The sequence below is a fragment of the Streptomyces marokkonensis genome (genome assembly GCF_008312835.1).
Taxonomy (GTDB): Bacteria; Actinomycetota; Actinomycetes; order Streptomycetales; family Streptomycetaceae; genus Streptomyces; species Streptomyces marokkonensis_A.
In genome coordinates this window covers 168,095-182,725 of sequence record NZ_VSKS01000012.1, presented here as the reverse complement: position 1 = coordinate 182,725, position 14,631 = coordinate 168,095, and the positions used below count along the sequence as shown (strand labels likewise).

Annotated in this window: 13 protein-coding genes and 1 pseudogene; 8 read left to right on the top strand and 6 right to left on the bottom strand. The window is 73.2% G+C overall.

All coding sequences use genetic code 11. The features are described 5' to 3' along the window. Nucleotides 1-250: 250 nt before the first annotated feature. Complete coding sequence (locus tag F1615_RS21895; RefSeq protein ID WP_149550730.1) at nt 251-1,159, top strand: S1 family peptidase; 909 nt, start codon at nt 251-253, stop codon at nt 1,157-1,159. 440 nt (nt 1,160-1,599) lie between these two features. After that, nucleotides 1,600-2,646: a S1 family peptidase gene (locus F1615_RS21890; RefSeq protein WP_167533816.1), complete on the top strand. Its 1,047-nt coding sequence runs from the start codon at nt 1,600-1,602 to the stop codon at nt 2,644-2,646. 58 nt (nt 2,647-2,704) lie between these two features. Here the strand turns inward: F1615_RS21890 and F1615_RS21885 are convergent, their stop codons facing one another. Then, the gene (locus tag F1615_RS21885; RefSeq protein WP_149550728.1) at nt 2,705-3,766 is read right to left on the bottom strand and encodes a DUF3533 domain-containing protein; all 1,062 of its coding nucleotides are present in this window, start codon (nt 3,764-3,766) and stop codon (nt 2,705-2,707) included. Nucleotides 3,767-3,919: 153 nt separating this feature from the next. On the opposite strand from F1615_RS21885, the gene F1615_RS21880 reads away from it, so the two are divergent. Further along, a complete protein-coding gene (locus F1615_RS21880) occupies nt 3,920-7,477 on the top strand; it encodes a DNA polymerase III subunit alpha (protein ID WP_149550727.1) in 3,558 nt (1,185 codons plus the stop codon). Beyond that, a pseudogene (locus F1615_RS21875) lies at nt 7,474-8,513 on the top strand (DNA polymerase Y family protein). The gene F1615_RS21880 and the pseudogene F1615_RS21875 overlap by 4 nt, the downstream one beginning before the upstream one ends. Before the next feature lie 11 nt (nt 8,514-8,524). On the opposite strand, the gene F1615_RS21870 reads toward F1615_RS21875, so the two are convergent. Further along, nucleotides 8,525-8,899 carry a cupin domain-containing protein gene (locus F1615_RS21870; protein ID WP_149550726.1) on the bottom strand — a complete coding sequence of 125 codons (375 nt, stop codon included), beginning with the start codon at nt 8,897-8,899 and terminating at the stop codon, nt 8,525-8,527. Between the two features lie 82 nt (nt 8,900-8,981). On the opposite strand from F1615_RS21870, the gene F1615_RS21865 reads away from it, so the two are divergent. Continuing rightward, nucleotides 8,982-9,428 (top strand): MarR family winged helix-turn-helix transcriptional regulator, encoded by a 447-nt coding sequence (locus F1615_RS21865; RefSeq protein ID WP_149550725.1) that lies wholly within the window; start codon nt 8,982-8,984, stop codon nt 9,426-9,428. Nucleotides 9,429-9,604: 176 nt separating this feature from the next. Continuing rightward, nucleotides 9,605-10,465 (top strand): esterase/lipase family protein, encoded by an 861-nt coding sequence (locus tag F1615_RS21860; protein WP_149550724.1) that lies wholly within the window; start codon nt 9,605-9,607, stop codon nt 10,463-10,465. Between the two features lie 71 nt (nt 10,466-10,536). Here F1615_RS21860 and F1615_RS21855 read toward each other — a convergent pair whose 3' ends face one another. After that, a complete protein-coding gene (locus F1615_RS21855; RefSeq protein WP_149550723.1) occupies nt 10,537-11,577 on the bottom strand; it encodes a lytic polysaccharide monooxygenase auxiliary activity family 9 protein in 1,041 nt (346 codons plus the stop codon). Between the two features lie 181 nt (nt 11,578-11,758). Between F1615_RS21855 and F1615_RS21850 the strand changes: the two genes are divergently transcribed. Then, nucleotides 11,759-12,232, top strand: a complete 474-nt coding sequence (locus F1615_RS21850) for a GNAT family N-acetyltransferase (protein ID WP_149550722.1) — start codon at nt 11,759-11,761, stop codon at nt 12,230-12,232. Nucleotides 12,233-12,252: 20 nt separating this feature from the next. On the opposite strand, the gene F1615_RS36870 is transcribed toward F1615_RS21850, so the two are convergent. Then, nucleotides 12,253-12,387, bottom strand: coding sequence for a hypothetical protein (locus tag F1615_RS36870; protein ID WP_149550721.1), 135 nt, complete (start codon nt 12,385-12,387; stop codon nt 12,253-12,255). A gap of 137 nt (nt 12,388-12,524) precedes the next feature. Between F1615_RS36870 and F1615_RS21840 the strand changes: the two genes are divergently transcribed. Further along, nucleotides 12,525-13,151, top strand: coding sequence for a class I SAM-dependent methyltransferase (locus tag F1615_RS21840; protein ID WP_149550720.1), 627 nt, complete (start codon nt 12,525-12,527; stop codon nt 13,149-13,151). 4 nt (nt 13,152-13,155) lie between these two features. Here F1615_RS21840 and F1615_RS21835 read toward each other — a convergent pair whose 3' ends face one another. Beyond that, complete coding sequence (locus F1615_RS21835; protein WP_149550719.1) at nt 13,156-13,656, bottom strand: DUF402 domain-containing protein; 501 nt, start codon at nt 13,654-13,656, stop codon at nt 13,156-13,158. Continuing rightward, entirely contained in the window at nt 13,637-14,566 is a 930-nt protein-coding gene (locus F1615_RS21830) for a GNAT family N-acetyltransferase (protein ID WP_149550718.1), read from the bottom strand. Before F1615_RS21830 ends, F1615_RS21835 begins: the two co-directional genes overlap by 20 nt. Between the last annotated feature and the right edge of the window lie 65 nt (nt 14,567-14,631).

Below are 14,631 nucleotides of genomic sequence, written 5' to 3'. Positions count from 1 at the left end.
TTCGACCGGTCGTCAGGCGGGTGTGACCGCTGGTAATGCGCTGTCGTGCGCGGATCAAATCTCCTACATGGTTCAAAGGTTGACGGCCAAAAGACACCCTTGCGCCGAACGGTCGGTCGGCCGAATACTCGCCACCAGCGCTTGTCAGGGGCACGGCGTGTTCGGAATCCGGGCACTCGGTCCACTGGCTGCGCCTCACGGGCCCACAACCCCACGAGGGCCCCCTACTTCCTTTGTGGAGGAACGAGAAGTGAGGATCAAGCGCACCACCCCCCGTAGCGGCATCTCGAGACGGACTCGGCTGACCGCCGTATCCGCCGGCCTCGTCGCCGCTGCCGCGATCGCGATCCCCAGCGCGAACGCGGCCGACACCCCCACCACCTTCAGCTCCGCCGAGCTCAAGAGCGTCAGCGGCTCGGTGCTGAAGGCCGACGTTCCCGGCACCGCCTGGGCCGTCGACAGCAAGACCAACCGGGTGCTCGTCACCGTCGACAGCACCGTCTCCCAGGCCGAGATCAACAAGATCAAGCGGCAGGCCGGGGACGACGCCGGGGCGATCACCATCAAGCGCACCCCGGGCAAGTTCACCAAGCTCATCCAGGGCGGCGACGCCATCTACTCGAACAGCGGCCGCTGCTCCCTCGGCTTCAACGTCCGCAGCAGCAGTGGCGTCCAGTACTTCCTGACCGCCGGTCACTGCACCCAGGGCGCGGGCACCTGGTACTCCAACTCCAGCCGCACCACGGTGCTCGGCTCGACGGCCGGCTCCAGCTTCCCGGGCAACGACTACGGCATCGTCCGGTACACCAACTCCTCGGTGAGCAAGCCCGGCACCGCGAACGGCGTGGACATCACCCGCGCGGCCACCCCGAGCGTGGGCACCACCGTCATCCGTGACGGCTCCACCACGGGCACCCACAGCGGCCGGGTCACCGCCCTCAACGCGACCGTCAACTACGGTGGCGGCGACGTCGTCTACGGCCTCATCCAGACCACGGTCTGCGCCGAGCCCGGCGACTCCGGCGGTTCGCTCTACGGCAGCAACGGCACCGCGTACGGTCTGACCTCCGGCGGCAGCGGCAACTGCTCCTCCGGCGGCACGACCTTCTTCCAGCCGGTGACCGAGGCCCTGAGCGCCTACGGGGTCAGCGTCTACTAGGACCGGCTCCGCGCACCACCGGTCCCACTGGTTCCGCCTGCAGACGAACCCCCGCACGCAACCGCGTGCGGGGGTTCGTCGTTTCGTGTGCCCGGATCCAGAGGGCCTATTTCAAGCCAGGCGCGGATTCCGTGAACCGCACCACCGGTTACCGCCTCGTAACGTTTGCAGTGTGAACCGTCCTGCGTGTCCATGACCTGTCAGGACATAGGGGGCGCACGGCTGTTGCCGTACGCGCGTCCTGAAGTCGACCTTGTGTGCTCCCTGTGGGGTTCGGAAGAGTAGGCGCCGTTCAACCGGCACGGGCGTGGCTTTTGTTGTGCGCCGCCCCCGTGGCCGTACGCCTTCCGGTCCGGAGAGGTCCCCACAACCTCCCGGGCCGTCCCCCCACAGGAGGACGTGAGTTGAAGCACCGACGCATACCCAGGCGACGTTCGGTCATGGCGGGTGCGGGCATCGCCGCACTGGCCGCCGGCGCGGTCACCTTCCAGACTGCGAACGCCAGCGAGGTTCCGGCGGACGCGACGCCCCGGACCCTCTCGGTCCAGGCGGCCGGAAAGCTCGCCTCGACGCTCGCCCAGGACCTGGGCGCCGACGCGGCGGGAACGTACTACGACGCGAAGAGCAAGAGCCTCGTGGTGAACGTGCTCGACGAGGCCGCCGCCGAGGCCGTCGAGTCGGCCGGCGCCGAGGCGAGAGTCGTGGCGAACTCCCTCGCCGAGCTGAAGAGCGCGCACACCACCCTCAAGCAGGACGCCACCATCCCGGGCACCTCCTGGGTGACCGACCCGACCACCAACAAGGTCGTCGTCACCGCGGACCGCACCGTCTCCGAGGCCGAGTGGGCCAAGCTGGCGAAGGTCGTCGACTCGCTGGGCGCCAAGGCCGAACTCCAGCGGACCAAGGGGGAGTACAAGCCCTTCGTCGCGGGCGGCGACGCCATCACCGGCGACGGCGGGCGCTGCTCGCTCGGCTTCAACGTGACCAAGGGCGGCGAGCCGCACTTCCTGACCGCCGGGCACTGCACCGAGGGCATCTCCACCTGGTCGGACTCCTCGGGCAACGTGATCGGCGAGAACGCGGCGTCCAGCTTCCCGGGCGACGACTACGGCCTGGTCAAGTACACCGCGGACGTGGCCCACCCGAGCGAGGTGAACCTCTACGACGGCTCCACGCAGGCGATCTCCGGCGCCGCCGAGGCCACCGTCGGCATGCAGGTCACCCGCAGCGGTTCCACCACCCAGGTGCACTCCGGCGCGGTCACCGGCCTGGACGCCACCGTGAACTACGGCAACGGCGACATCGTCAACGGTCTGATCCAGACCGACGTGTGCGCCGAGCCCGGCGACAGCGGCGGCTCGCTCTTCTCGGGCGACAAGGCGGTCGGCCTCACCTCCGGCGGCAGCGGCGACTGCACCTCGGGCGGCGAGACCTTCTTCCAGCCGGTGACGGAGGCCCTGTCGGCCACCGGTACGCAGATCGGCTGAGCGCGCTCCGCCACGACGTCCCGTCCCTCCGCCGCGGAGGGGCGGGACGTCCGCGTGGTCACGAGCCGGGCGCGGGCCGTGCTTCCGTGCCCGCCCGTTTCCGCCGCAGTGCCGCCATCAGCAGGGTGACGGCGGTCCCCGCCACGGCCCACGCCGACAGGATCAGCAGCGGGGCGGTCACCGCGCTGCCCCCGAAGTACGCGATCGAGCGGGCCGTCCAGGTGCCCGCGCCCGGCGGCAGCGCCGGACCGATGGCCGCCCAGAACGGCGGGAGCAGCGGCGGCGGCAGTGCCCCGCCCGCGCTCGGGTTGCCGAGGATCACCACGAGCAGGATGGCCACGCCGATGCCGACGACCCCGAAGACGGCCTGCAGGGCGAGCGTGGCGGCGCCCACGGCGAAGGTGATCAGCGCGCCCAGCCCCCACAGGGCCAGGAAATCACCCGGCAGCGCGTCCAGGGCCGGTCCGACGACGAGGGCGCCGCCGAGTCCGCCGACGAGCGCGACCACGGCCATGGTGCCGAGCCGGATCACCGCGCGGCGCGGGGTGGACGCCCGGGCGCCCGCGCTGATCGCCAGGATCGACGCGCACAGATAGCCGCCCACGCACCACCCCACCACCACGTAGAAGGACGAGAGGCCGTTGGCGTCCCGGGCGGAGGCCGGAGCGACGTCGACGACCCGCAGGGCGCGCCCCTCGGAGCTCTCCAGACCGGTGACGAGCTCCCGCAGCGAGGCGGCCAGCGTGGTACCGCCGCCGGTGGCGACCAGCAGCGTGTCGGTGGTTCCCGCGGGGTCGAGGACCAGGGCGCCGTCGAGATCCCGGTTCCCGAGCCGCTCGCGGGCGGCGGCCTCGTCGGACACCGGCCGCGGGTCCAGCGGTGAGCCGGGCAGCCGCTCCAGCCGGGTCACCGCCTGCCCGGCCGCGGCCGGGGGCGCGACGACCCCGAAGGGCGCGTCCCGCAGCCTCGGATGGTGCAGGGCTCCCACGTAGGAGGTGATGAACAGCAGCTGGAGCGCGATCACGCCGAGTACGAGCAGGGTGGCCCGTGGGGTGACGGCGTCCCGCACCTCGTTGAGGAACGAGCCGGGGCGAGTACCGGCGCCGGCGCTCTGCGTCATGCCCCCACGGTCCAGGGGGGCGGCCGTTTGCGCAGGTGGGAGGGGGCCGAATGGTGATCGCACACTCATTCGAAAATTGGTCTATGGTGGGGTGAGGTGGCTGGGAACAATCGTTCGAGAGTCGGTCGGGGCTCACGAGTGCGGGAGGTGCGTGTGCCGGGTTTCACGCATCTGCACACCGTCTCCGGGTTCTCCCTGCGCTACGGCGCCTCCCACCCGGAACGGCTGGCCGAGCGCGCCTCGGAGCGGGGCATGGACGCCCTCGCCCTCACCGACCGCGACACCCTCGCCGGGTCCGTCCGCTTCGCCAAGGCCTGCGCCGGGGCCGGCGTCCGCCCGCTGTTCGGCGCGGACCTCGCGGTGGCGGCTCCCGCGACCTCCCCGGCGGGCGGGGACGGGTCCGTACGGCGGGACAGGCGCCGCACCCCGGTGCGCGGCGGTGCCTTCATCGACGAGTCGGCACCCCGTGTCACCTTCCTCGCCCGGGACGGCGCCCGCGGCTGGGCCGACCTGTGCCGCCTGGTCTCCGCCGCCCACACCCATGACGGGCTCCCGCTGCTGACCTGGGACGCCAACCACGCCGACGGCCTGACCGTCCTCCTCGGCCCCGACTCCGACGTCGGCCGCGCCCTCGCCGCGGGCCGTCCCGACCGCGCCGCCCGGCTGCTCGCCCCCTGGCGGGAGGTCTACGGCGACGCCCTGCGCCTGGAGGCCGTCTGGCACGGACGCGAGGGCACGGGACCCGGCTCCCTGCGGCTGGCCGCCCGCACCCTCGGCTTCGCCGCCGAACAGCACGTCCGGCCCGTCCTCAGCAACGCCGTCCGCTACGCCGACCCCGGTCTCGGCCCGGTCGCCGACGTACTGGACGCCGCCCGCAGGCTGGTCCCCGTCGACCCGGCCCGAGGGCTGGACTCGGGAGAGGCCTGGCTCAAGGACCGGGGCGCCATGCTGGAGGCGGCCGAGCGGATCGTGGCGGCCGCGGGCTTCCGGCGCGAGGCCGCCCTCCGGCTCCTCGAACAGACGCGGGCCACGGCCGCGGAGTGCCGGGTCGACCCCGAGGACGACCTCGGCATGGGCAGCGTCCACTTCCCCGAGCCGCACCTCGTCGGCGCGGGCCGCCGCACCGCCCAGCGGACGCTGGCCTCCCGGGCGGCGGCGGGCATGGTGCTGCGCGGCTACGCCGGCCGCCTCGAGTACTGGGAGCGGATGCACCACGAGCTGGACATCATCGCCCACCACGGTTTCGCCTCCTACTTCCTGACCGTCTCCCAGGTCGTCGACGACGTGCGGGACATGGGCATCCGGGTCGCCGCGCGCGGCTCCGGCGCCGGCTCCCTGGTCAACCACCTCCTCGGCATCGCGCACGCCGACCCGGTGGCGCACGGGCTGCTGATGGAACGCTTCCTGTCCAAGGAGCGCGTCGTGCTGCCCGACATCGACATCGACGTGGAGTCCGCCCGGCGGCTGGAGGTCTACCGCGCGATCATCGACCGGTTCGGCACCGAGCGGGTCGCCACGGTCGCCATGCCGGAGACGTACCGGGTGCGCCACGCCGTCCGTGACGTCGGTGCGGCGCTGTCCATGGACCCGGCCGAGATCGACCGGATCGCCAAGTCCTTCCCGCACATCCGCGCCCGCGACGCCCGCGCGGCGCTCGAGGAACTGCCCGAACTGCGGGAACTGGCGGGGGAGAAGGAGAAGTACGGCAGGCTGTGGGAGCTGGTGGAAGCCCTCGACGCGCTCCCGCGCGGCATCGCCATGCACCCCTGCGGCGTACTGCTGTCCGACGCCTCGCTGCTGACCCGTACGCCGGTCGTGCCGACCAGCGGCGAGGGCTTCCCCATGGCGCAGTTCGACAAGGACGACGTCGAGGACCTCGGGCTGCTCAAGCTCGATGTGCTGGGCGTGCGGATGCAGTCGGCGATGGCGCACGCGGTCACCGAGGTGGAGCGGGCGACGGGGGAGCGGATCGACCTGGACGCGGTGCCGGAGGGCGACCCGGCGACGTACGGGCTCATCCGGTCCACCGAGACGCTCGGCTGCTTCCAGATCGAGTCGCCGGGCCAGCGGGACCTGGTGGGGCGGCTCCAGCCGGCCACGTTCCACGACCTGGTCGTCGACATCTCCCTCTTCCGGCCCGGGCCGGTCGCCGCCGACATGGTGCGGCCGTTCATCGAGGCGCGGCACGGACGGGCGCCGGTGCGCTATCCGCACCCGGACCTGGAGGAGCCGCTGAAGGGGACGTACGGGGTCGTCGTCTTCCACGAGCAGGTCATCGACATCGTGGCCACCCTGACCGGCTGCGGACGCGGCGAGGCGGACCGGGTGCGGCGCGGGCTGTCCGACCCGGAGTCGCAGGCGCGGATCAAGGTCTGGTTCGCGCAGCACGCGGCGGCCCGCGGCTATGACGCGGAAACGATTCGTCGCACCTGGGAGATCGTCGAGGCCTTCGGGTCCTACGGCTTCTGCAAGGCGCACGCGGTCGCCTTCGCCGTACCGACGTACCAGTCGGCGTGGCTGAAGGCGCACCACCCGGCCGCCTTCTACGCGGGGTTGCTCACCCACGATCCCGGGATGTACCCGAAGCGGCTGCTGCTGGCGGACGCGCGGCGGCGCGGGGTGCCGGTGCTGCCGCTGGACGTGAACAAGTCGGGGGTCGCACACAGGATCGAACTGGTGTCTGAATCAAAGGGATCGAAGGAGCCGGAGGTGCCGGAGGCGTGGGGCCTGCGACTTGCGCTCTCCGACGTGCACGGCATCAGCGAGGCCGAGGCCGCCCGGATCGCCGAGGGGCAGCCGTACGCCTCACTGCTCGACTTCTGGGAGCGGGCCCGCCCCAGCCGCCCGCTCGCCGGACGCCTCGCCCAGGTCGGCGCGCTGGACGCGTTCGGCGCCAACCGGCGCGACCTGCAACTGCACCTGACCGAACTGCACCGGGGCGCCCGCGGCGGACGCGGCGACCAGCTCCCCCTGTCCGGCGGCCGGAGGACCGCCCCGGCCGGGCTGCCCGACCTCACCCCGTCGGAGAGGCTCAGCGCCGAACTGGGCGTGCTGTCCATGGACGCCTCACGCCATCTGATGGACGACCACGGCGCCTTCCTCGAGGAGCTGGGCGTGGTCTCCGCACGGCGGCTGCGCGAGGCCCGGCACGGGGACACCGTGCTGGTCGCGGGCGCCAAGGCGGCCACCCAGACCCCGCCCATCCGCTCCGGCAAGCGGGTCATCTTCTCCACCCTGGACGACGGCACGGGCCTGGTGGACCTCGCCTTCTTCGACGACTCCCACGACGCCTGCGCCCACACCGTCTTCCACTCCTGGCTGCTGCTGGTGCGCGGGGTGGTGCAGCGCCGCGGCCCGCGCAGCCTCAGCGTGGTCGGCTCCGCCGCCTGGAACCTCGCCGACCTGCTGGAGATCCGCCGGGAGGAGGGCCTGGAGGGCGTCGCCGCCCGGCTTGCCGAGCCCGCCGGCTCCGGGGCCGCCGGCTCCGGGGCCGCCGGTGAGGACGGCGACGGCCCGGCCCGCAGGCGGCTCGCCGGTTCGGACGGACGGCCCGCACCGGCCGGTTCCGCGGCCCGGGACCCGATGGAGGACAGGACGATCCGCATGCCCACGGGGTACGAGATGCACCCCTGGGCCGATCTGCGCCCGGCGGGCGAAGGGCCCGCGGTGGGAAGGAAGTTGTGGCACCGGAGTCCGGGGAGTGCGGGATGACCATTCTCTGCGTACGTTTCCAGCTGCCTCCGATGTACGAGGCCGCCCTGCCGGGGCTCCTCGGCCTGCTGGAGGAGTTCACCCCCGTCGTCCAGGCCCTGCCGCCGGACGGGGCGCTGGCCGATCTGCGCGGCGCCGAACGGTACTTCGGGCGCACCGCCCTCGAACTGGCCGCGGTGATCCGGGTGCGCGCCCTCGCCCTGCACGGCGTCGACTGCGTGATCGGCGCCGGGCCGGGCCCGATGGTGGCCCGCATGGCCCTGCGGGACGCCCGTCCGGGGCTGACCCGCGCGGTGGCCGGGGACGAGGTGCGGGGCTTCCTGGCCGGCCGGCCCGTCGCCGCGCTGCCCGGCGTCGGCACCAGGACCGCCCGCACCCTGTGCGAGTACGGCCTCGACACCCTGGGCCGGGTCGCCGCCGCCCCCCTGCCCACGCTCCAGCGGCTGGTGGGCGCCAGGGCCGGGCGCGAACTGCACGAGAGGGCGAACGGCGTCGACCGCGGACGGGTCGTCCCGAACGCCGTCTCCAGGTCCCTGGCCACCGAACGCCCCTTCACCCGCGACGAGCTGGACCCCGGCCGGCACCGCCGCGCCCTGCTCTCGGCGGCCGGGGAACTGGGCGCCCGGCTGCGTGCCCTCGGCAAGGTCTGCCGGAGCCTCACCCTCACCGTGCGCTACGCCGACCTCCCCCACTCTCGGCTTCTCCCCCACTCTCGACTTCGCTCGAGCGGGGGGACCCCCATGAGCGGGGGACCCCCACCGCCACCACCCGGACCCGCACCCTCCCCGAGCCGACCGCCCACTCGGCCGCGCTCACCAGGGCGGCGTACGGCCTGTACGAGGCGCTCGGTCTGCAGCGCGCCCGGGTGCGCGCGATCGCGCTGCGCGCGGAGGGGCTCGACCCCGCCGAGCAGGCCTCCCACCAGCTCACCTTCGACCCGGTGGACGAGAAGGTGCGCAGGATCGAGGAGGTCGCGGACCGCGCGCGGGCGAAGTTCGGCCCCCGCGCGGTGATGCCGGGCACGCTGGCCGCCTGAGGGGCGCCGGCTCAGTTGGCCCACGGCGGCACGATGCGGGTGCCGTCGGCCAGGGTCGCCTCCAGGCCGTGGGACGTGGTGACCCAGGAGACGGCGACCTCGGTGGTCGGGTTCTCGACGGCGAGGGTCGCGCCGGGGTTGATGATCACCGTGTCGCCGGCGGTGACCCGGTGGACGGTGCCGTCGAGGGTGATCAGCAGTTCGCCGTCGAGCAGATGGAAGATCTCCTCCCGGCTGACGGTGTGCGCGGGCGCCCGGGTGCCCGCGGGGATCTCGCCCCGCCAGGCGCACAGCTCCCTGCTGCCGGTCGACGGGGTGGCGTACGAGACGAAGCGGGCGCCGTGCATCTCGTGGACGACGGCTTCGGACGGGCGGACGACGGGCATGGCGGACCTCCGAAAATGGTCAAGTAAGTTGACCATATATTCAAGCAGCTTGACCATTTCGTCAAGGTGCTTGAATGCCTCCGTGCAGAACTCCGAGGCCATGGCCCTGTCCGCCGCCCTGCTCGCCGTCGCCGGGGAACTCACCCGGCGTATCCACGACGGTGTGGTCGCGCGCGGGTTCGAAGGGGTGCGGCCCGCGCACGGCTTCGCCTTCACCCGCCTCGCCCCGGACGGCGCGACGGTCACCGACCTCGCGGCCCACCTCGGCGTGACCAAGCAGGCCGCGAGCCAGCTCGTCGACGAGCTGGTGCGCAAGGGGTACGCCGAGCGGCGCCCGCATCCCGGGGACGCGCGGGCCCGGCTGGTCGTCCTGACCGAGTCGGGGTGGGCCTGCACCCGGGCGGCCGAGGAGGCGGTGGCGGAGGTCGTGCGGACCTGGGGCGGGGTGCTGGGGGAGGCGGATGTGCGGGCCCTGCGGGAGGCGTTGCTGCGCATCACGCCCGACGGGCCGATTCGTCCCGCTTGGTGACGCGTTATCAGGGTCCGGCGTGCGGCCGCGGGTCGATGCCGCGAGTTTTTACCGACCCGTAACTTCCCCCTTTTACTACTCACCCGTAACTTGACGAGTGAACAGCATCCTCGTGATCCGGATCACAGGGCGTAGGACCCCACCCTTCCCCCCTTGAACCGCAAGGAGATCACGCGATGCTGCCCTGGAAGCGAATGATCAGACCGCTGGCCGCACTCCTGCTGGCCGCCGCCGTCACCGTCCCCACCACGGCGAGTGCTCAGGCCGCCGACGCGCCCACCTCGGGCTGGAACGACTACGACTGCGAGCCCTCCGCCGCCCACCCCCGCCCCGTCGTCCTGGTCCACGGCACCTTCGGCAACTCCGTCGACAACTGGCTGGGCCTCGCGCCCTATCTGAAGCACCGCGGCTACTGCGTCTTCTCCCTCGACTACGGCCGGCTCCCCGGCGTCCCGTTCTTCCACGGCCTCGGCCCCGTCGAGAAGTCCGCCGAAGAGCTCGACGCCTTCGTCGACAAGGTGCTCGCCGCGACGGGCGCCGCCGAGGCCGACATCGTCGGCCACTCCCAGGGCGGCATGATGCCGCGTCACTACCTCAAGTTCCTGGGCGGCGCGGACGAGGTGAACGCCCTCGTCGGCATCGCGCCCAGCAATCACGGCACCACCCTCGGCGGCCTCACCAAGCTGCTGCCGTACTTCCCGGGCGCGGAGGACCTGCTGACCGAGGCCACCCCCGCCCTCGCCGACCAGGTCGCCGGATCCGACTTCCTCACCCGGCTCAACGCGGGCGGCGACACCGTGCCCGGCGTCCGTTACACCGTCATCGCCACCCGGTACGACGAGGTGGTCACCCCGTACCGCAGCAGTTTCCTGACCGGGCCGAACGTGCGCAACGTGGTGCTCCAGGACCTCTGTCCGCTCGACCTGTCCGAGCATCTGGCGATCGGGCTCTTCGACCGGATCGCCTTCCACGAGGTGGCCAACGCGCTCGACCCGGCCCGGGCCGAGCCCACCACCTGTGCCTCGGTGTTTGGATGACATGTCCAGGTCATAGTGAACGCATCGGGGCCCTGTCCGGCCTGAGCCGCCGGACAGGGCCCCGAGCCGGGTCAGCGGCCGTGCCGCCCGGTCGCCGTGCGCCGCCGCGCGGAGGCGAACAGCGCCGCCGAACCGAGCGCCAGCGCCGCGGCGCCACCGACCATCAGGTACGGGGTGGTGGCGTCGCCGCCGGTCTCCGCGAGGTTCTCCGGCGCCCCGGCCGCCTTGGGCCGGTTCGCCGTCCCGGTGTCCGCCGCATCCGGTGCGGCGCCGCCGTCCGCCGCGGCGGGCTCGGCCGAGGTCCCGGCGTCGTCGTCACCGTGCCCGTGGTTCTCGACGGTCGACTTGTCGGCACCGTCCTCGATCTGCTCCTCGGACGGAGCCGAGGCCGCCGGCGCCGGGGCGGCCGCCCCCTGGGGTGTGTCGCCCGGGCCGGAGGCCTCGCCGCCGGCTCCGCCCCCGCCCGCGGGGGCGCCGCCGCCACCGAAGGTGACGTCCGAGCAGGAGTAGAACGCCTCCGGGCTGTCCGACCGCTGCCACACCGCGTACAGCAGCTGCGAGCCCGAGCGCTCGGGGAGGGTGCCGGTGAAGGTGTAGAAGCCGCCCGACGCGGCCGGGTCGGTGGACGTCGCCACCGGGTTCGCCAGGTCCAGGTCGTCCCAGGCCAGCGGCTGCGAGGGGTCGTAGCCGGGCTTGGTGATGTACACCTTGAAGGTCCCCTTGTGCGGGGCCGTCACGCGGTACTTGAAGGTGTACGAGCCGCTCTTCACGGCCGTCGCGGGCCAGTCGGCGCGGGCCAGGTCCAGCCCTTTGAACGCCTCGTTGCCGGCGCTGCAGAGCCTGCCGTCGGGGATGAGCTCCTGATGGCGTCCGCCCGCGTCACCGATGCGGATGCCGTTCCAGTCGTAGAGCGCCTGGGTGCCGCCGGCCGCGACCGCGGCCCTGCACGCCGCCGAGGCGGGGCTCTCCGGGCCCTCGGCGTAGCACTGCGCGACCCGGCTGACCGGGTCGCCCATCGAACCGTGCGCGGACGCCGGCGTGGCGGACAGCCCGGTCAGGGCGAGCGGGACGAGACCGACGGCGGCGACAGCGGCCTTGCGGCGTGCGGACATGCGGCAGCAACTCCTCGAAACGGCGATCACCGGATCCTGTGGGGGGGTGGATCCCGTGGGGGTGGTTCAGAAGCTAGCCGCGGGGACACGCGGAATCGCCCGGTGAGGGCCCTGGAGGGAGATCCTTATGGCCGCGTTAAGGGAGTGCTCAGGCTGGGATCAGGTAGGTACCGTGCGCGGCATGACAGACGAGCGGATCCGCCCGGCCGTCGCAGCCGACGTGCCCGAGGTGAAGGCCGTGATCGACGCGGCCTTCCGGCCGTACATCGCGCGCATCGGGGTGGTGCCGGTGCCCATGGAGGCGGACCACGCGGCGAACGTGGCCGCGGGCAGGGTGTTCGTGGCGCGGGCGCCGGGAAGCGCGGCGGGCACCGCGCGGGTGACGGGCCTCGCCGTGGTCGAGCCGCGCGAGGACCACCTCTGGCTGGACGTCGTCGCCGTGCGCCCCGACGCGCACGGAACCGGGGTGGGGCGGCTGCTGCTGGAGTTCGTGGACGCACACGCGCGTGCGCTCGGACTGCCCGAGATCAGGCTCTGCACCAACGCCATGATGTGGGAGAACCGGAGGATCTATCCGAAGTTCGGCTACGAGGTCGTGGGGCGCGGGGTCACCGGGCCGTACGACCGGATCCACTACCGCAAGCGGCTGGGCTGAGCCCCGTACCGCGGGGGCGCTCAGCCGTCGGGCCACCAGGTGCGGGCGATGTCCCGGCGGACCTCGGGTCGTCCCGCGGGGCGCTCGTCGGCCTCCTCGCGGACCTGGCGGGTGTCCGTCTTCCTCGGGGGCTTCTGCACGGTGACACGGCGCATGGCTGCCTCCTTCGGGTCCACCGGGTTCCGTGTTCTCACGGAGGTAGACCTTTCGGGGGAGAGTTCCTCATCGGTCCCCTTCTGTCTGTGGCGGCAGTCACGATTCGATTGTCAGTGGCAGGTGTCACTCTTGCGCCATGACCACGCATGACGGTGACGGCAGGGGCACGGACGGTGTCGACTGGGACGCGCGGGCCGCCGCCTTCGACGAGGAGCCGGACCACGGGCTGCGCGACCCGGAGGTGCGCGCGGCCTGGGCCGCGCGGCTGCGGGCCTGGCTGCCCCAGCGGGCCGGCGACGTGCTCGACCTCGGCTGCGGCACCGGCAGCCTGGCGCTCCTCGCGGCCGAGCAGGGACACCGGATCACCGGCGTCGACCGGTCCCCGGCGATGGTCGCGCTCGCCCGGGAGAAGCTCGCCGGGCGCGACGCGGCGTTCCTCGTCGGTGACGCGGCGGCACCGCCGGTCGGAGAGGAGCGCTACGACGCCGTCCTCGTCCGGCATGTGCTCTGGACGCTGCCCGAGCCGCGGCGGGCGCTGCGGCACTGGCGGGACCTGCTGCGGCCGGGAGGGCGGCTCGTGCTGGTCGAGGGCGTGTGGGGGACGGTGAGCCCGGTCGGCATACCGGCGGACGCGCTCACCGCCCTCCTCGCGCCGATGGCCGGGCAGGTGCGCGTGGAGCGCCTGTCCGGCGACAGGGCACTGTGGGGCCGGGACGTGGACGACGAGCGCTACGCGGTGGTCGCGGTCCCGGACCGCTTCTGAACGCTCATGCCAGCAGCGCGCCGAACCCGCCCTCACGGGCCCGCGCGTCCAGTTCGTCGAGGGCGGCCACCGCGGCGGCCGCCGCCTCGGGATCGGTGGTGAGAAGACCGCTCGCCGCGAACTCGTCCTCGTCGAGCCGCCGCACGTCCGTGCCGTCCGCGGAGACCCACAGGTCCAGGTCGAGGTCCTCGACCACCAGCCGGCCGGCGGAGAGCTCCGCGGGGCGGGTGATGTCGCAGTAATGGCCCTTGAGGGTGCCCTCGGCGGTACGGACCTCCTTCACGGAGTACCACCGGTCGCGCCAGTACTGCTCCGTGAAGACGTCACCGGGCTCGAAGCGCACGAAGCCGAAGTCGCGCACGCCGGCGCCCGCCCAGGGGGCGCGCACGCTGACGCGCGTGCCGTCGTCGGCGAGCAGTTCGGCCGGGTAGCGGATCTTCATCCGCCCCGCCTTGACGAGGACGACCTCCACCCGCGCCGGCCCGTCAGCCGAGTTCGCGGACATACCGCACCTCCGTTCCGCAGATCTCGTAGCCGAACCACTTGTTGATCGCGATCATCGGTTCGTTCCCGGTGTCGTTGCCCGTGAACGCCTCCGTGTACCCGGCGGCGCGGGCGCGATGCAGGGAGTCGTTCTTGGCGAGTTTGGCCAGACCGCGGCCGCGGTGGGCGCGGGCGGTGCCGGTCATGCCCGTGGCGTACCGGGTGCCGCCGTCGGTGCGGGCCGCGGAGAAGGCGGCGGGGCGTCCGTCGACCACCGCCACCGTGGTCAGCCCGGCGTCGAACAGCGGGTGCCGCCAGGTCTCCGCCAGCCAGGCCTCGTAGTCGGTGAACTCGGTGTCCACGTCGCTCGGCTCGTCCGCCGTGGTCTCCGCGTCCAGCTCGAACAGCGGGCGCGGATCGGCGGCGAAGGCCGAGGCCGGGCGCAGCTCCACGCCCGGCGGAGGGTCCTGGAGCGGGGGGAGGGCGCCGTTCGCCAGGTCCAGGCGGAGGAAGTGGGCCGAGCGGCTCGCCCGGTAGCCGTGCCGCCCGGCGAAGGCGCGGTTGCCCGGCTCGTCCAGCACCCAGGCCAGCAGCCTGGCCGCCCCGTGCGCGGCCAGATGCTCCTCGGCGGCGCTCACCAGCAGCGTCCCGGCGCCCCGGCGCGTGTGCTCCGGGTGGACGTACACGTTGAGGTTGCCCTGGCCCGGCGCGGCGCTGTCGTGGGCCAGGTGCACCTGCGCCGTGCCGATCACCTCGCCGTCCGCCACGGCCACGAGGGGCCGGTAGCGGGCGTCGGGGTGGAGGTGGGCGAGGTCGTGGGCCAGGGAGTCCGGGGTGACGAGGAGGAACGGCAGCGCGGCCTGCCGGACGCGGGCGAAGCCCTCGAGGTCGGCGGGAGCGCCGGAGCGGAGATCGCGGACGGTCACAGTCATGGAGGCGCACGCTACGGGGGGACGCGCCCGGGGTGCCTCCCATTTTCCGGCGGGTGGGGGACAAT